Raw genomic sequence first — 17,071 nt, 5'->3', positions numbered from 1 at the left:
CGTCTTCCGGGAGCCCCGCCACCCCCGCGGACGTTCGCGGGGGTGGCGCCGCTGCTCCTACTTGAGCTGGTCTTCGGTGTAGTAGCCGGAGTCGACGAGGACCTTCTTGTAGTTGTCCTTGTAGACGATCACGGGCTCCAGCAGATTGGACGGGACGACCTTGTTGCCGTTGTCGTAGTCGGTGGTGTTGTTCACCTCGGGCTTGCCGCCCTTGAGCACCGCGTCGGCCATCTCGACGGTGACGGCGGCCAGCTCACGGGTGTCCTTGTAGATCGTCGCGTACTGCTCACCCGCGATGATCGACTTGACCGAGGCGACCTCGCCGTCCTGGCCGGTCACGATCGGGTACGGCTGGCCGGCGGTGCCGTAGCCGCTGCTCTTCAGCGCCGACAGGATGCCGATGGACAGACCGTCGTACGGGGAGAGCACGCCGTCGACCAAGGTGTCGCCGGAGTAGGACTTGGTGATCAGGTCCTCCATCCGCTTCTGCGCGGTGGCCGGGTCCCAGCGCAGGATCGCGACGGTCTTGAAGTCGGTCTGGCCGCTCTTGACGACCAGGGTGCCGGCGTCGATGTACGGCTTCAGCGTCTCCATCGCGCCGTTGTAGAAGAAGGTGGCGTTGTTGTCGTCCGGCGAGCCGGCGAAGATCTCGATGTTGAACGGGCCCTTGGCGTCGCCGTCGGAGCCGTCCTCCTTCTTCAGCTTCAGGCCGACCAGCAGCGAGGTCGCCTGCTGCACGCCCACCTTGAAGTTGTCGAAGGTGGCGTAGTAGTCGACGTTCGGCGAGTTGCGGATGAGCCGGTCGTAGGCGATCACCGGGATCTTCTTGTCGGCCGCCTGCTGGAGCTGCGTGGTGATGGCGGTGCCGTCGATCGAGGCGATGATCAGCAGCTTGGCGCCCTTGGTGATCTGGTTCTCGATCTGGTTGACCTGCGTGGGGATGTCGTTCTCCGCGTACTGCAGGTCGACCTTGTAGCCCAGCTTCTCCAGGGCGCTCTTGACGTTGTCACCGTCGTGGATCCAGCGCTCGGAGGACTTGGTCGGCATCGTGACGCCGACCAGGGTGTCGGCGGGCGCCGCGGAGGCGGCCTCCGACGCGCCCTGGTCGACGGTCTTGACGCTTGAGCCACAGGCCGTCACTCCCATGGCGAGAGCCAGGCTCACCGAGAAGGTGACCAGCTTCGCGAACTTCATCGAATACCTCCAGTGTGGGGGTCCGGGGTCCTGGCCGGGGGGAGGGCCGCGGGAGAGATGGGAGGCGGCGCGTCCCGAGAGCGGCGGGTGCTCGGGCGGCGTGTGCCGCCACCGGGGCGCGTTCCTTCGGGGCCGTGCCCGCGGCGATGGGGGAGCGAGCCGTGACCCGGCTCGCTCCCCCATCCGTGAACAGGTCCGTGAACAGGTCCCTGAGCAGGGTCCTGAGCAATTCCGTGAGCGTTTTCTTGAGCGTTTTCGTAAGTGTTTTTGTGAGCGTTCACAACAGCGGCGCGGGACACCGCGGGGATCCGGCCGGCTGTGTGACGAGACATCAAATGCCGGAGTCGGCCGGCTGTCAACCCCCGGGTGGTCAGCAGTCCTCGCGTCATGAAGACCTTCCCGGAGGATATGTGAGCGTTAACAACGGGGTATGGGACAGTTAAGGGCGTGATGACGGTGCCGTCAAGTAGGCGTTAACGAATGGTTCCCGTGTAACCAGACTGCAATGTGGCGGGTGCTTGACGCGAGGTGTTGTTAGCGCTCACAGTCTGTCCCAAGCCACCAGAAGGAGCCGACCGTGAGCCCGAGCCACGAGCGCCGCCCGCCGGTGATGGCGGATGTCGCCACGAAGGCCGGCGTGTCGCACCAGACGGTCTCACGCGTGCTCAACGACCACCCCAACGTCCGTGCCGAGACCCGCGCCCGGGTGCTGGCGGCGATCCACGAGCTCGGCTACCGGCGCAACATGGTGGCCCGCGCCCTGGTCACGAGGCATACCCGCACCCTCGGCGTGGTCAGCTTCGACACGACCCTGTACGGGCCGGCGAGCACCGTGTACGGCATCGAGCAGGCCGCCAGGTCCGCGGGGTACTTCGTCAGCATGGTCAGCCTCAAGACCATCGACACCGCGGGAGTGCGCGACGCGCTCGGCTACCTGGCCGAGCAGGGCGTCGACGGCATCGTGGTGGTCGCGCCGCAGCGCTCGGCCGCCCCGGCGCTGGCCGACGTGCCCACCGACATCCCCGTGGTGGCCGTCGAGGGCGGCCACTCCGGCGACGTGTCGGTGGTCAGTGTCGACCAGGTCCACGGTGCCCGGCTGGCCACCAGGCACCTGCTCGACCTCGGCCACGAGACCGTCTGGCACATCGGCGGCCCGCCGGACTGGCTGGAGGTCGAGGGGCGGATCGAGGGGTGGCGCGACGTGCTGGTCGCCGCGGGCCGTCCGATCCCCGAACCGCTGCCCGGTGACTGGAGCCCGCGCTCCGGCTACGAGGCGGGTCTGCGCCTGGCGGCGGTGCCGGGTGTCACCGCGGTGTTCGTCGCCAACGACCAGATGGCGCTCGGCGCGCTGCGCGCCTTCGCCGAGCGGGGAGTGCGGGTGCCCGAGCAGATCAGCATCGTGGGGTTCGACGACATCCCGGAGTCGGAGTTCTTCACCCCGCCGCTCACCACGGTCAGGCAGGACTTCGGGGCGGTCGGGAGATGGAGCATCGAACTGCTGCTCAGGCAGATGGAGGCGGGCGCGGAATGGTCCCACGAGCGGCATGTCGTTCCGCCGAGGTTCGTGGCCAGGGCCAGCACCGCACCGGCCCACACGTGACGCGAACAAGTCCGCCCGTCGATGTTAGCGCTAACGGTCAGGCGAGCCCCGGCGATCCACACCGGCACCGGACGCCCGGCCGGTGGGACGGCGGACGCCGGCCCGTACGAAGACGATCCTCACGCGGGAGCGGGCCGGAGAGGCGCCGCCCACCCGCCGCAACTGACCTGGCGGGCCGCCTCGCGGGCGGCCCGTCTCCTGGGAGGAAAGGGAGTCGCATGGCCGCACCCGACCCGATCCTGCGGATGATCGGGATCAGCAAGGAGTTCCCCGGCGTCAAGGCGCTGACCGGCGTGGACTTCAGACTCCTGCCGGGGGAGGTGCACGCGCTGATGGGGGAGAACGGCGCGGGGAAGTCGACGCTCATCAAGGTGCTCACCGGCGTGTACGACGTCGACGCGGGCCGGATCGAGCTGGCCGGCGCGCCGGTCTCCTTCGCCGGCCCCCTGGAGGCGCAGCGGGCCGGGATCAGCACGGTCTACCAGGAGCTCAACCTCTGCGCGAACCTCTCGGTGGCCGAGAACATCTTCATCGGGCGCGAGCCGCGCCGCTTCGGCCGTATCCGGTGGGGTGAGACGCGCCGGCGCGCGGCCGAGCTGCTCGCCAGGCTCGACCTCGACCTGGACGTCTCGGCGCCGCTGTCCTCGTACTCGCCGGCCGTGCAGCAGATGGTGGCCATCGCGCGGGCCGTCGACATCTCCGCGAGCGTGCTCATCCTCGACGAGCCGACCTCCAGCCTGGACGCGGGAGAGGTCGCGCAACTGTTCCGGGTGATGCGGCGGCTCAAGGACGAGGGGATCGCCATCCTCTTCGTCTCGCACTTCCTCGACCAGGTCTACGAGATCGCCGACCGGATGACGATCCTGCGCAACGGCCGGCTGGTCGGCGAGCACCTCACCGCCGAGCTGAGCCAGGTCGAGCTGGTCGGCAAGATGATCGGCAACGAGCTCGCCGACCTGGAACGGCTCGACGAGAAGCCCAAGGACCTGGCGCGGACCGGCGACGTGGTCATCGAGGCGAGGGAACTCGGCAGGGCGGGGGCGGTGCAGCCGTTCACGCTCTCCATCCACCAGGGCGAGGTGGTGGGCCTGGCCGGGCTGCTCGGCTCCGGCCGCACCGAGATCGCCCGCCTGCTCTTCGGCGCGGACCACGCGGGAACCGGAGAGGTGGCGATCGACGGTACGCCGGTCTCGCTGCGCACCCCGCGCGCCGCGACCGCCAGGGGAGTCGCCTTCTGCCCGGAGAACCGGCGGACCGAGGGCCTGATCGCCGACCTCACCGTACGGGAGAACATCGTGCTGGCCCTGGCGGCGGCGCGTGGCTGGGCCAGGCCCATACCGCGCCGCCGCCAGGACGAGCTGGTGGAGAAGTACATCGGCGCGCTGCGCATCAACCCTCCCAACCCCGAACAACTCGTGCGCAACCTCAGCGGCGGCAACCAGCAGAAGGTGCTGCTGGCCCGCTGGCTCATCGTCGAGCCGCGGCTGCTCATCCTGGACGAGCCGACCCGCGGCATCGACGTCGGGGCCAAGGCCGAGATCCAGCGCCTGGTCGTCTCCCTGTCCGACGGGGGCATGGCCGTGCTGTTCATCTCCGCCGAGCTGGAGGAGGTGCTCCGTCTCAGCCACCGGGTCGGCGTGCTGCGCGACCGGCACCTGGTGGCGCAGCTGCCCAACGACGACGACCTCACGGTCGACGTCCTCATGGAGACGATCGCCAGCGGAGCCCGCCCATGAACCGTCTTGCCAGGCACCGCCTGCTGTGGCCGGTGCTCGTTCTCGTCCTGCTGCTGGCGACCAACGTCGTGTTCACCGACGGCTTCCTGTCGGTGCAGATGAAGGACGGCCACCTCTACGGCAGCCTCATCGACATCATCCGCTTCGGCGCGCCGCTGATCCTGGTGGCGGTCGGCATGACACTGGTCATCGCCACCGGCGGCATCGACCTGTCCGTGGGATCGGTGGTGGCCATCTCCGGGGCGCTCGCCTGCCTTCGGATCAGCGAGCTGGACGACCAGAGCGCGGTGGGCGGCGTCCTCGCGGCGATCGGCCTGGCGCTGGTGCTCTCCCTGGTGCTGGGGGTGTGGAACGGGTTCCTCGTCGCCGGGATCGGCATCCAGCCGATCATCGCGACGCTGATCCTCATGGTCGCCGGGCGAGGGCTGGCCCAGCTGGTCACCGACGGCCAGATCATCACCGTCAACAGCGTGCCGTACAAGCTGGTGGGCGGCGGCTACTGGCTCACCGTGCCCTTCTGCATCCTGGTCGTGCTGGTCGTGCTCGCGGTGACCGCCTTCCTCACCCGGCGCCTCGCCCTCGGCCTGCTCATCGAGTCGGTCGGCGGGAACGCCGAGGCCAGCCGCCTGGCGGGCATCCGCTCCCGGGGCCTGACCATCGTGGTCTACGCGTTCTGCGGCCTGTGCGCCGGCATCGCGGGGCTGATGATCAGCTCCAACGTGTCCAGCGCCGACGGCAACAACGCCGGGCTCTGGATCGAGCTCGACGCGATCCTCGCGGTCGTGATCGGCGGCACCTCGCTCGCGGGCGGCCGGTTCTCGCTCGGCGGCACCGTGCTCGGCGCGCTCATCATCCAGACGCTGACCACCACGATCTACTCGATCGGCGTGCCGCCGGAGACGACGCTGCTCTTCAAGGCGCTCGTCGTCACCCTGGTCTGCCTGCTGCAGTCACCGACCTTCAGGGAGAAGGTGTTCCACCGCCCGCGGCGCGGCGCTCCACCCGCCTCCGCGGACGCCGACACGAAGGTGAGGATCACGGTATGACCAGCCTGGGCGTGCTTTCGCCGAACCGGTCGACACCCCGCAAGTACCTGCCGGTCCTGGTGACCGGCGGGTTGTTCCTCGCGATGTTCGTGGTCGGCGGCATCCGCTACGAGGGCTTCGCCTCCGGGCAGGTGGTGCTCAACGTCTTCATCGACAACGCGTTCCTGCTGGTCGTGGCGGTCGGCATGACGTTCGTGATCCTCACCGGCGGCATCGACCTGTCGGTGGGGGCGGTGGTCGCGCTCGCCACGATGATCTCGGCGAGCCTGGTGACGGACGGCGGCTGGCCGCCCGTGCTGGTGATCCCGCTGGTGCTGGCGGTCGGCGCGGTGCTCGGCCTCGCCATGGGCTGCGTGATCCACTACTTCGACATCCAGCCCTTCATCGTGACGCTGGCCGGCATGTTCCTGGCCAGGGGGCTCTGCTACACCATCGGCACCGACTCGATCTCGATCACCGACCCGACGTACACCGGCCTCGCCCAGGCCAGGATCGACCTGCCGGGCGGCGCGTTCGTCTCGCCGAGCGTGCTCGTCGCGGTCGTGGTGATCCTCGCCGGGGCGTACGTGCTGCACTACACCCGGCTGGGCCGCAACGTCTACGCGACCGGCGGCGGCGAGCAGTCGGCGCTGCTCATGGGCCTGCCGGTGGCCAGGACGAAGATCGCGGTCTACACGATCAGCGGTTTCTGCTCCGCGCTGGGCGGTGTGCTGCTCTCCTTCTACATGCTGTCGGGCTACGGGCTGCACGCGGTCGGCATGGAACTGGACGCGATCGCCGCGGTCGTGATCGGCGGCACGCTGCTGACCGGGGGGTACGGCTACCTGCTCGGCACCGTGCTCGGCGTGCTCGTCCTCGGGCTGATCCAGACGATCATCAGCTTCGAGGGGACCCTCAGCTCCTGGTGGACCAAGATCTTCATCGGCCTGCTGCTCTTCGCCTTCATCCTGCTGCAACGCCTCGGTGTGGCGCGGCGCACCTGAATCCCCGGCTCCGGCGCGGGGATCCGCGCCGGAGCTCTCCCCTGTCGAGGTCCTGGAGATTGTGTGAACGCTAACAATGACCGCTACGTGGTCGGAGTCGACTTCGGCACGCTGTCCGGCCGCGCCGTGGTGGTGCGGGTGAGCGACGGCGCCGAGGTCGGCACGGCCGTGCACGAGTACGCACACCGGGTGATCGAGGAACGGCTGCCCGGCAGTGCCGTGCGGCTGGGCCCCGACTGGGCGTTGCAGTCGCCGGAGGACTGGCGGCAGGTGCTGCGCGTGGCGGTGCCCGGGGCGGTGGCGGCGGCCGGGATCTCCCCGTCGAAGGTCATCGGCCTGGGCACCGACTTCACCGCCTGCACCGTGCTGCCCGCCACCGCGGACGGTACCCCGCTCTGCGAGGTCGACGGGCTCGCGGAGCGCCCGCACGCGTGGCCGAAGCTGTGGAAGCACCACGCGGCGCAGCCGCACGCCGACCGGATCAACGCCGTCGCCGCCCGCAGGAAGGAGACGTGGCTGTCCCGCTACGGCGGGAAGATCTCCGCGGAGTGGGCGTTCGCCAAGGGCCTGCAGGTACTGGAGGAGGACCCGGAGGTCTACGGCCGCGCCGAGCGCTGGATCGAGGCCGCCGACTGGATCGTCTGGCAGCTCACCGGCGTGGAGACCCGCAACGTGTGCGCCGCCGGGTACAAGGCCATCCACACCGGCGGCGGCTACCCCTCGGCGGAGTTCCTGGCCGAACTCAACCCGGCCTTCACCGGTTTCACCGCCAAGCTCGGTCAGGAGCTGTCGCCGCTCGGTGGTCTCGCGGGCCGGCTGGACGCCCGCGCCGCGGCCTGGACCGGGCTGCCCGAGGGAATCGCGATCTCGGTCGGCAACGTGGACGCCCACGTCACGGCCGCCGCCGCGGACGCCGTGCGGCCCGGTCAGATGGTCGCCATCATGGGCACCTCCACCTGCCACATCATGCCCTCCGACGCGCTGGCGGAGGTGCCCGGCATGTGCGGTGTGGTGCGCGACGGGATCGTGCCGGGGCTGTGGGGATACGAGGCGGGCCAGTCGGGAGTCGGCGACATCTTCGGCTGGTTCGTGGAGACCTCGGTGCCCGGTTCCTACGAGCGGGAGGCCGAGCGGCGCGGGCTCACCGTGCACGAGCATCTCACCGAACTCGCCGCCGCGCAGCGGGTCGGGCAGCACGGCCTGGTGGCGCTCGACTGGCACAACGGCAACCGCTCGGTGCTGGTCGACCACGACCTCTCGGCCGTCATCGTCGGCCAGACCCTCGCGACGAGGCCCGAGGACACCTACCGGGCGCTGATCGAGGCCACCGCGTTCGGTGCCCGCGTGATCGTGGAGACCTTCGAGGACTCCGGGGTGCCGGTGACCGAGTTCGTCGCCGCGGGCGGCCTGATCAAAAACCGGTTCCTGATGCAGGTCTACGCCGACGTGCTGCGCCGCCCGATCTCGGTGATCGGCTCGGAGCAGGGGTGCGCCCTGGGATCGGCCATCCACGCCGCGGTCGCCGCCGGGGCCTACCCGGACATCACCGCGGCCTCGGCCGCGATGGGCAGGCGCGCCGAGGCCGTCCACCTGCCCGACGCCGGGCGCGCCGACGCCTACGACCGGCTGTACGCCGACTACCGCCGCCTGCACGACCACTTCGCCGACGGGGAGATGCTGCACGGCCTGCGGGCCCTGCGCAACGAGGCGAGCACATCGAAAGAACAAGGAGGACGTGTGACCGGACTACCACGAGTGATGGGGGCGGCCGGATGAGCGCCGTCGTCGGGAAGCTGCGGGAGACGGTCTGCCGGCTCCACGACGAGCTGGTCCGCTACAACCTCGTCGCCTGGACCGCGGGCAACATCTCGGGGCGGGTGCCGGGTGAGGACCTGTTCGTCATCAAGCCGTCCGGGGTGTCGTACGACGAGCTGAGCCCGGAGTCGATGGTGGTGTGCGACCTGGACGGCGAGCCGGTCGGGGGCGAGCTGTCGCCGTCCAGCGACACCGCCGCGCACGCGTACGTCTACCGGGAGATGCCCCAGGTCGGCGGGGTGGTGCACACCCACTCCACGTACGCCTCCGCCTGGGCGGCGCGGGGCGAGGCGATCCCGTGCGTGCTGACGGCCATGGCGGACGAGTTCGGCGGGGAGATCCCGGTGGGGCCGTTCGCGCTGATCGGCGGGGACGACATCGGCAGGGGGATCGTCGCCACCCTGAAGGGGCACCGCTCCCCGGCGATCCTGATGCGCAACCACGGCGTCTTCACCGTCGGCGCGGACGCCCGTGCCGCGGTCAAGGCCGCGGTGATGTGCGAGGACGTCGCGCGCACCGTGCACGTGGCCCGCCAGCTGGGCGAGCCGCTGCCGATCCCGCGGCCCGCCGTCGACAGTTTGTACGACCGCTACCAGAACGTCTACGGGCAAAGGAGTCCGCGTTGATCCTCCACGAGCGTGAGATCTGGTTCCTCACCGGAAGCCAGGGCCTGTACGGAGAGGAGACGCTGGCCCAGGTGGCCGAGCAGTCCCGGCGGATCGCCGAGCAACTCGGCGAGTCGCTGGCGTTCCGGCTGGTGTGGAAGCCGGTGCTCACCGACGCCGCGTCGATCCGCAGGGTCTGCCTGGAGGCGAACGCCTCGGACGCCTGCGTCGGGGTGATCGCCTGGATGCACACCTTCTCCCCGGCCAAGATGTGGATCGCCGGGCTGGACGCGTTGCGCACGCCGCTGTTGCACCTGCACACCCAGGCCAACGTGGCGCTGCCGTGGAGCTCCATCGACATGGACTTCATGAACCTCAACCAGGCGGCCCACGGCGACCGCGAGTTCGGCTACATCCAGTCCCGGCTGGGCGTGGCGCGCAAGACCGTCGCCGGGCACGTGAGCGACCCGGCGGTGGCCGCGCGCATCGGGGCGTGGGCACGGGCCGCGGCCGGACGCGCGGAGGTCGGCTCGCTGCGGCTGGCCCGCTTCGGCGACAACATGCGCGACGTGGCGGTCACCGAGGGCGACAAGGTGGAGGCGCAGCTGCGCTTCGGCGTCTCGGTCAACACCTACGGTGTCAACGACCTGGTCGCCGTGGTCGACGCGGCGGCGGACTCCGAGGTGGACGACCTGGTCGCCGAGTACGAGGACAGCTACAAGGTCGCCCCCGAGCTGCGGGCCGGCGGCGAGCGCCACGACTCCCTGCGGTACGCCGCCCGCATCGAGCTGGGGCTGCGCCACTTCCTCACCGAGGGGGGCTTCGGCGCGTTCACCACCAACTTCGAGGACCTCGGGGGCCTGCGGCAGTTGCCGGGGCTGGCGGTGCAGCGGCTGATGGCCGACGGCTACGGCTTCGGCGGGGAGGGCGACTGGAAGACCTCGGTGCTGCTGCGCACCCTGAAGACGATGGCGGCCGGTCTTGAGGGCGGCACCTCCTTCATGGAGGACTACACCTACCATCTGGCCCCGGGCCAGGAGGTCATCCTGGGCGCGCACATGCTGGAGGTCTGCCCGACGATCGCCGCCGGGGTGCCCTCGTGCGAGATCCACCCGTTGGGCATCGGCGGGCGGGAGGACCCCGTCCGGCTGGTCTTCGACGCCGAACCCGGACCGGCGGTGGTGATCGGTCTGTCGGACATGGGGGAGCGGTTCCGGCTGGTGGCCAACGAGATCGACGTGGTCGCCCCGGCCGAGCCGCTGCCCAACCTGCCCGTCGCCCGCGCGGTGTGGCGGCCCCGCCCGAACCTGAGCACCTCCGCCGAGGCGTGGCTCACCGCCGGGGGCCCGCACCACACGGTGCTGTCGTCCGCGCTGACCGGCGAGGAGCTCACCGACCTCGCCGACATGCTCAGCGTCGAGCTGCTGGTCATCGACGCCGACACCACCCCCCGCCAGTTCGCCAAGGAGATCCGCTGGAACCAGGCCTACTACCGGCTGGCGCAGGGCTTCTGACCCGAAGGGCCCCGCCGATCGGCGGGGCCCGTTCCGCTGCTACGCGTATTGTCATCCGAACACACGAAACGCCCGGAAGAATTGTCGGCGACCGCGTATTTTCAAACGCGCGGTCGTCGCGTTTGTTTTCGGATGGCGACAACGGCGGGGTGCGGGCAAAGGGGCGTCCGATTCAACCGTCGGCGACGGGGTGGAGCGTTTTCCCCGAGATTTCGTCTTCGGGTGACGCGGCAGACTCGATCGGCAGAACGGTTGAGAGAAGCGCTTGGGAGGCCGAATTCCCGTCGGCTCCGCCGCTCGGAGACTCCTGCGCTGTTCAGGCGGGGTGGGAGAGGCGGTGGGTGCCGGTGAAGGAGTCCGGCGGCCGGTCGGACCGCCTTCCTTCGCGGGAATCCGGTCGGCCCGCCGATCGATTCATTCAATGGCGAAGCGCTTATGTCAACGGTGCTTCAATTGACTTAGGAGGTGATATTCGGCTCCGATCGCGGTGTTTGGGTGATTGATATTGACGGTGTATATGCGGCTATCTACCCTCACGATGTCCGGCACATTACAAGGGAGTGGCCGATGAAACGCATCCGAAACCTCGCCGTCGCCGCCGTCGCCATGGCGGCACTCGTTCTCGCCCCGCTTCCCGCCTCGGCGGCCGGCACCACGATCCACCGGGACACCGACATGGGCGCCGCCTATTCGGGCAAGATCCGGGCCACGCTCATCGATCCGGTGTCGGTCTCGACCACGCTCGCCACCGCCACCTGCAACACGGGCAACATCGACGGGACGGTCCAGTCGGACGGCACCGCGCTGGACATCGCGGTCTTCAACTTCAGCAACACTCCCGGCCCGGCCTGCCCGAACAGCGCCGGAGGCTCCTCCACCGTGTCCCCGGTAGGGGTCTCCACCTGGACCGGCGGCAGCGTCGTCTACAACAGGGTGATCCCCGGGCGGGACGGCATCGTGACCCTGAAGGGCGTCAAGGTCTCCTCGGTGTCCACCGGCTGGTTCGGCACCATCAGCTGTGTCTACCGGGGCTCCGGCGCCGGTAACAGCATCGCCCTGGACACCTTCAACCCCGACAACGCCAGCCGCCCGAAGCCGGCGATCGCCCAGGCCCAGGCCAAGGCCACCAACTACGCCCTCACCAAGGACAGCGGCAGCATCCTGTGCCCCGGCACGGCCAACTACACCGCCACCTTCCAGCTCATGGGGGAGACCGTCGCCAACTCCGGTGTCTTCGACCAGAAGCTGTACCTCACCAGCCCCTGAGAACGCCCTCGCCCCTGAGAACACCCTCGGCCCGCCTTCCGGTACGCATCCGGGAGGCGGGCCGCACCCGTGCGCGGCCGGCCCCCCGGCAGGTCAGGGCTCGTACCGCCTGGTAGACGCAGAGCAGCGCCCAGATCTCCTGGGCCACCGTCTCGGGGGTCCTGGAACGGAGCGTGACCGTCGCGCCGCTCCGGTCGGATCGCAGCCAGGCCAGCGCGCCGTCCATGACCCAGCGCTCCGCGTACCGCGCCACCAGCTCCGGCGCCGGGGCCCGTCCCGGGTCGAGCAGCGTGGTGACCAGCCGTTCCGTGCCGGGCAGCGGGATGACCCGCAGCAGGGCGTCCGCCCAGCCGGGCGGCCTGGACAGGAACGACCCGTCGCCGAGACGGCGCGCCACGGGGAACCCGCCCGCTTCGCCGGTCCGCCACAGCAGGTGCGTGCCGGTTCCCGCCGCCTTCCGCCACAGCTCGGCCCCTCTCGCCCCCGGACCGGCGAGCAGCAGCACGCCGGGCTCCAGGCGGCGCAGCAGCCTCGGCGCGAGCGCCTGCCGCCCCGCCCCCGAGCCGCCGATGGTCGCGTCGATCAGCGCGTGCGTCCCGCCGTCGACCACGGCCACCACCCGGACGCACGGCAGGCGGGCGCTCTCGTCCGGGTAGCCGAACGCCGCGTTGTCGCGGGTCTCCGGGACGGTCAGCGTGGTGCCGTCCATCATCACCGCCCGCAGTCCGGCCAGCCGCGACCCGGTGGCCCCGGGCTCCGGCAGCGGCACGGCCACCCGGCGGAACAGCACCCGCAGCGGCTCCGCGCCGAGCCGCGCGCGGGCCCGGCTGATCGCCGACACGCTGGGCACCTCCCAGCTCTTGGCCCAGTGCGAACGCCACGACAGGCCGTTCAGCAGCAGGCGCATGACCTCGTCGTAGTTCCGGTCAGGGAACATGCACAGGGCCAGCACGTAGTAGATCGTCAGGCGGGCGGGCAGTGCCCGCCGCCGCTGGTCGGCGCAGCCGCTGGCCAGCACGACCTCGTCGAGGAGCGGTACGGGGAAGGCGGAGGTGAGGATCCCGATCGCCAGATGATCGGCCAGCCGCCCATGGACCGGCTCAGTCTTCACTCGCCTAGTCATGCCCTTGTGCACTCGCTGTCAAGCCCTAGGCGGTCAAACGCTTTATTTCCTATACAAACCTATCTAAATCAGCTCAAAAAATGCGCACGAGGTGAGTGCCGTAGCCGGTTGCTGCATGCCGGATGTAGACCTCACGTGCAGCGTCAGGCCGAAGAACCACCGCAAGGGCGGGTGGCCGGTCTCCACCCCCGACCCCGCCGATGTCCACGCCCACGAACAGGCCGTCCTCGCCTCCGACCAGCTTGTCGGAGACGCCCGCGAGACCCTGGCGCGCATGCCCTCTCAGGCCCGCACCTCCAGGCTCCTGGCCGAAGCGCGCCGACCTCAGCAGGAGTCTCAGCGAGAATCTCAGCGAGGAGCGGCCTACATGCTGGCCGCCGAGAACGTCACCGCTATGCAAAAGGTGCTCGACATGCGCCCCCTCGACATGATCCGCGCCGAACGTGAGCAGGCGAAGGCACTCATCCCCCAGACCTGAGTGCCCCCGCCCGTTGTTGAACCCCTCACACGCCCATGGCGGTGAACACCGCCCACGCCACGGCCGCCCCGGCTGCCGCGCCCGCGACGGCTTGGGCGAGCGTGTGGTGAGAAATCCGCACCCGCGCCCACCCGATCACCGCCACCAGCGCCGCACCCACCGTGAGCGTCACCGCGGCCGAGAGCACGTACGCCAGCACGACCGCGACCCCGGCGGCCGTGCTCGTGTGAAACGAGATCTTCCACACCAAGGTGATCGGGCCCAGCACCGCCAGCCAGCCCAGCATCACCACGACCATCGCCGTCAGCTCGGCCGGATCCCCCTCGGCCACCAGCAACACCAGCAGCGTCACGACCACGGCGGCCAATGCCGCCAGCATCGGCTTGAATCGGCTCGACCGCTCCACTATGTGCCGCGAGTCCAACCGGCCCCGCCGCACACCGACCGCAATCACCGTGGCTGGCACCCCGCCGCACACCGCCGAGACCGCTGCACCCCACGCCGCACCCGCCCAACCGGCCGCCAGCCCGCCGACCACCGGCGGCAGGCTCAGCATCAGATGCTGCGGCGCGAACACCTCCGTCACGGCCCACGCGAACCCGTTCAGGCCAGTTCGGGCATCGGCTCCAGACGCCTCCACGCCCGCCACAGACTGATCAGCCACTGCGCCTCCTGTACGTCGTTTCCACCTTCGACCGCCTGACCGGCCACCAACCTGTCACCCGGGGCGCCGGTCTGCCTCACCGTGAGAGCCTCACGCAGCTGGAGCGCGCAGGTGTAGCCGCCCTGGGGCTCTCACTTGGTGCACCGCCATCAAGTAGGCAACCGCAACGCACGCCGCAAAGGATGGTGGGACGCCTGCGGCGACACCCTGCCCACCGAACTCGCCTCCTACATCGCCCCCGAAGCCGAAGCCGCGTCAATTCGCGGCTTCTCGGCGCAGATCATTCCCGGGATGCTCCAAACGGACGAGTACGCACGCTCCATTGCATTTGATCACCTTCGCGCGACCGCATACGAGGTCGAGGAGTCTTTCTCCTTTATTGGTCGGGGTCGGCGATCTCCCGGATGTGTAGTGGCTCGTCGAGGGTGCGGGAGGGCTCTTCCCATTTGGTCCGGTCGAGAGTGAGGATCGGGAGTACGGCCACGTCGGCTATGGCTGCCACGTGCGCGTCCCAGGGGGTGAGCCCTGTTCTGGAGATCATGGAGGCCAGGGCCAGGGCCTGATCGGTGCCGGCCAGTGGTGCGATCGTCACCTGGTCGAAGAGGTCGAGTCCTCCCAGCAGATCGTCGCCTTCTTCGCTTCGAACGTCGAGCGAGGCTCCGGTGATCGCCAGTGCCGGGATGACCATCGGTTGTTCCTGGGCGTCGTAACGCTGAACGAGTCCGATCAGATCGCTGTCGCCGCGGGCGATCTCCGTCAGGACGCTCGTGTCCAAGAGGTAGGGGGCCGGTCACCGGTCGGGCTCGCCCTGGCTCTCGACATGGGCCATCATGCGGGCCACGCGATCGGGGTCGGCGTCAGCGGCCTTCGCGTTCCAGAGTGCGCGGCGATGGCGCTCCCGCTGGACTTTCAGGGCGAGGGCCTCGTTGACGTAGGCGGACAGTGAGCCGGTGCCGACCCGCTGCCTGGCGTGATCGAGCAGATTGCGATCGACGGTCACGCTGATGGTCTCCGGTGTGGCCATGGTGACACGGTAGTACCGCACTAAGATCTTTTCCGCTGGCCGAGGTGCCGGGCGGAAAGTGGTCCTGTCACCGCTCCGGGCCGGGCCGCCGGGCGGAGGCGATTCTGCCGATACGGTACGGGATATCGGTCACATGCGGGCGACGGTCTTGTGAAATTCAGTGAACATGCCTGTTGGGCATGATCTCCATGCTGTCCTGCCGCTTTTTAAGCACCGGCCTCGTTCGTGAACAGAGATTGATCACTTGTTCACCAAACTCAGGTCTGATAGAACAAATGCCACATGTAGGTCGGGTGGACCGTCTCCCTCGCGGCCTATCCCTCGTGGCCCCCTGGAGGACTGCCGTGCCCGGCTTCTCTCGTCCCAACGGTCCGGGATCCCCGGCGCTGTCCCGCCGCTCGGTCCTGCAGCTCGGCAGCGGGGTCGCCCTCCTCCTGGCGACCGGGTGCGCCGCCGGCACCACGGGTGGCGACGGATCCACCGCGCCCGCGGCGAGCACCGCCCCCGGCGGGGCCCCGGCCGCCTCGAAGTTGCGGATCGCGGTGAGCAGCTATCTGAGCAGCTGGGACCAGGACTTCGTCGGGTTCGACCTGACCGCCCTGATGCTCTACAAGAACGTCTTCCCCTACATGATCGACTATGGGGTCGCCTCGGTCGGCGACGGCCAGATCCTCGACACCGAGGCCATCGCCCCCACCTTCGCCGAGTCCTTCGAGCCCGACGCCGACAACAAGGTCTGGACCCTCAAGCTGCGCAAGGGCGTCAAGTTCGCCAGCGGCAACGAGATGACCGCCAAGGACGTCAAGTGGTCCAAGGACCGCGCGTTCGCCGCGAAGGCCAACGTCGCCGGCGTCTACCGGCTGATCGGGCTCACCAAGGCCGACCAGATCGAGGTGGTCGACGACTACACGGTGACCTTCACCCAGGCATTCCCCAGCGCGCTGACCCGGCAGATCCAGGCCATCTCGCTGTACGTCTTCGACTCGGAGGAGGCGAAGAAGCACGCCACCGACGCCGACCCCTGGGCCAAGGAGTGGTTCGCCAAGAACCCCCCGACCGGCGGCTACTTCAACGTGGAGAAGGCGGTCCAGGGCCAGGAGATCGTGCTCACCGCCAACGCCGGCTACCCGGGCACCGACGGTGCCAAGAGCTCCGAGATCAGGCTGAGCGTGGTGCCCGCGGCCTCCAACCAGCGCCTGCAGCTGCAGAACGGCGACATCGACGTCGCCTTCGGCATCGGCCAGCGCGACATCAAGGACCTCAAGTCCACGAAGGGCGTCAAGGTCATCTCCGCGCCGAGCAACAACCAGCTCGCCATCCAGATGTCGGTGACCACCGCCCCCTTCGACGATCCCGCGGTGCGCAGGGCGCTCGCCCAAGCGGTGCCGTACGAGCAGATCATCGCCAACGTCTACGGCGGCGACGCGCGGGCGGCCAAGAGCGTCGTCCCGCTGGACATGCCCGGCTACTCCGAGACCGGCTACCCCTACGCCTACGACGTCGCCAAGGCCAAGGAGACGCTGGCCGCGGCGGGCAAGACCTCGATCACCTCCGAGCTGGTCTTCCAGACCGACAGCGAGGAGCAGCAGCAGATCGCCGTGCTCGTGCAGAGCGAGGCCAGGAAGGCGGGCATCGAGCTGAAGCTCACCCCGCTCGACCCCGCCACGCTCGGCGAGCGCAGGGCGAAGAAGAACATCCCCCTGCAGATCACCCTGGGCCAGCTCTGGGTCAACGACGTGGAGTACATGCTCGGCACCAGCTTCACCAAGGGGGCCAGCCTCAACTACTCCAACTACGTCAACCCCGAGATCGAGAAGATCTTCGAGGAGTCCCACACCGTCGTCGACCCGGCCGAGCGTGCCAAGCTCTGGCTGCGCGTGCAGGAGATCCTGGCCGAGGACGTGCCATGGGTCGTCATCTGCCAGCCCAACTTCAACCTCCCGGTCCGGGAGGAGGTGGCGGGGTGGGTCCAGCCGATGGACGGCCTGGCCCGGCTGCGCTACCTGAGCAGCTCCTCCTGATC

The 17,071-nt window shown here is 69.4% G+C and carries 16 protein-coding genes; 11 read left to right on the top strand and 5 right to left on the bottom strand.

Going from position 1 to position 17,071, the window contains the following annotated elements; genetic code table 11:
• Window positions 1–57: 57 nt before the first annotated feature.
• The gene (gene chvE, locus ACFQVD_RS18665) at window positions 58–1,194 is read right to left on the bottom strand and encodes a multiple monosaccharide ABC transporter substrate-binding protein (protein WP_343964631.1); all 1,137 of its coding nucleotides are present in this window, start codon (window positions 1,192–1,194) and stop codon (window positions 58–60) included.
• A gap of 610 nt (window positions 1,195–1,804) precedes the next feature.
• On the opposite strand from chvE, the gene ACFQVD_RS18660 reads away from it, so the two are divergent.
• The 8 genes from ACFQVD_RS18660 to ACFQVD_RS18625 all read left to right on the top strand — a co-directional run bounded on the left by ACFQVD_RS18660 (window position 1,805) and on the right by ACFQVD_RS18625 (window position 11,759).
• Complete coding sequence (locus tag ACFQVD_RS18660; RefSeq protein ID WP_343964674.1) at window positions 1,805–2,794, top strand: LacI family DNA-binding transcriptional regulator; 990 nt, start codon at window positions 1,805–1,807, stop codon at window positions 2,792–2,794.
• A 218-nt stretch (window positions 2,795–3,012) separates the two neighbouring features.
• The gene (locus ACFQVD_RS18655; RefSeq protein WP_343964633.1) at window positions 3,013–4,530 is read left to right on the top strand and encodes a sugar ABC transporter ATP-binding protein; all 1,518 of its coding nucleotides are present in this window, start codon (window positions 3,013–3,015) and stop codon (window positions 4,528–4,530) included.
• Entirely contained in the window at window positions 4,527–5,576 is a 1,050-nt protein-coding gene (locus tag ACFQVD_RS18650; RefSeq protein ID WP_343964634.1) for an ABC transporter permease, read from the top strand. Before ACFQVD_RS18655 ends, ACFQVD_RS18650 begins: the two co-directional genes overlap by 4 nt.
• Window positions 5,573–6,559: a galactofuranose ABC transporter, permease protein YjfF gene (yjfF, locus tag ACFQVD_RS18645; protein WP_343964635.1), complete on the top strand. Its 987-nt coding sequence runs from the start codon at window positions 5,573–5,575 to the stop codon at window positions 6,557–6,559. Before ACFQVD_RS18650 ends, yjfF begins: the two co-directional genes overlap by 4 nt.
• 63 nt (window positions 6,560–6,622) lie before the next feature.
• Window positions 6,623–8,335, top strand: a complete 1,713-nt coding sequence (araB, locus tag ACFQVD_RS18640) for a ribulokinase (protein WP_343964637.1) — start codon at window positions 6,623–6,625, stop codon at window positions 8,333–8,335.
• On the top strand, window positions 8,332–9,000 hold the full coding sequence (locus tag ACFQVD_RS18635; protein WP_343964639.1) for an L-ribulose-5-phosphate 4-epimerase: 669 nt from the start codon (window positions 8,332–8,334) through the stop codon (window positions 8,998–9,000). The genes araB and ACFQVD_RS18635 overlap by 4 nt, the downstream gene beginning before the upstream one ends.
• Window positions 8,997–10,493: an L-arabinose isomerase gene (araA, locus tag ACFQVD_RS18630; protein WP_343964641.1), complete on the top strand. Its 1,497-nt coding sequence runs from the start codon at window positions 8,997–8,999 to the stop codon at window positions 10,491–10,493. The genes ACFQVD_RS18635 and araA overlap by 4 nt, the downstream gene beginning before the upstream one ends.
• A 567-nt stretch (window positions 10,494–11,060) precedes the next feature.
• Window positions 11,061–11,759, top strand: coding sequence for a hypothetical protein (locus tag ACFQVD_RS18625; RefSeq protein ID WP_343964643.1), 699 nt, complete (start codon window positions 11,061–11,063; stop codon window positions 11,757–11,759).
• Here the strand turns inward: ACFQVD_RS18625 and ACFQVD_RS18620 are convergent.
• The gene (locus ACFQVD_RS18620) at window positions 11,746–12,870 is read right to left on the bottom strand and encodes a transposase domain-containing protein (protein WP_343964645.1); all 1,125 of its coding nucleotides are present in this window, start codon (window positions 12,868–12,870) and stop codon (window positions 11,746–11,748) included. The two genes, ACFQVD_RS18625 and ACFQVD_RS18620, sit on opposite strands and share 14 nt — an antisense overlap.
• Window positions 12,871–12,997: 127 nt before the next feature.
• Here ACFQVD_RS18620 and ACFQVD_RS18615 point away from each other — a divergent pair, with 127 nt between their 5' ends.
• Complete coding sequence (locus tag ACFQVD_RS18615) at window positions 12,998–13,360, top strand: hypothetical protein (protein WP_343964647.1); 363 nt, start codon at window positions 12,998–13,000, stop codon at window positions 13,358–13,360.
• Window positions 13,361–13,385: 25 nt separating this feature from the next.
• Here the strand turns inward: ACFQVD_RS18615 and ACFQVD_RS18610 are convergent, their stop codons facing one another.
• Window positions 13,386–14,024 carry a hypothetical protein gene (locus ACFQVD_RS18610; protein WP_386271625.1) on the bottom strand — a complete coding sequence of 213 codons (639 nt, stop codon included), beginning with the start codon at window positions 14,022–14,024 and terminating at the stop codon, window positions 13,386–13,388.
• A gap of 138 nt (window positions 14,025–14,162) precedes the next feature.
• On the opposite strand from ACFQVD_RS18610, the gene ACFQVD_RS18605 reads away from it, so the two are divergent.
• A complete protein-coding gene (locus tag ACFQVD_RS18605; RefSeq protein ID WP_364155266.1) occupies window positions 14,163–14,489 on the top strand; it encodes a Scr1 family TA system antitoxin-like transcriptional regulator in 327 nt (108 codons plus the stop codon).
• Here the strand turns inward: ACFQVD_RS18605 and ACFQVD_RS18600 are convergent.
• Both ACFQVD_RS18600 and ACFQVD_RS18595 read right to left on the bottom strand, forming a co-directional pair.
• Entirely contained in the window at window positions 14,401–14,799 is a 399-nt protein-coding gene (locus ACFQVD_RS18600; RefSeq protein ID WP_343964653.1) for a hypothetical protein, read from the bottom strand. The genes ACFQVD_RS18605 and ACFQVD_RS18600 overlap by 89 nt on opposite strands.
• Window positions 14,800–14,814: 15 nt before the next feature.
• Window positions 14,815–15,048 carry a type II toxin-antitoxin system CcdA family antitoxin gene (locus tag ACFQVD_RS18595; protein WP_343964655.1) on the bottom strand — a complete coding sequence of 78 codons (234 nt, stop codon included), beginning with the start codon at window positions 15,046–15,048 and terminating at the stop codon, window positions 14,815–14,817.
• A gap of 344 nt (window positions 15,049–15,392) precedes the next feature.
• Here ACFQVD_RS18595 and ACFQVD_RS18590 point away from each other — a divergent pair, with 344 nt between their 5' ends.
• Window positions 15,393–17,069, top strand: a complete 1,677-nt coding sequence (locus ACFQVD_RS18590; RefSeq protein ID WP_343964657.1) for an ABC transporter substrate-binding protein — start codon at window positions 15,393–15,395, stop codon at window positions 17,067–17,069.
• The last annotated feature ends 2 nt before the right edge of the window (window positions 17,070–17,071 follow it).

Source organism: Streptosporangium amethystogenes subsp. fukuiense (genome assembly GCF_042665875.1).
Taxonomy (GTDB): Bacteria; Actinomycetota; Actinomycetes; order Streptosporangiales; family Streptosporangiaceae; genus Streptosporangium; species Streptosporangium fukuiense.
The sequence above is the reverse complement of the archived record's forward strand: the minus strand, read 5'-3'. Positions and strand labels throughout refer to the sequence as shown.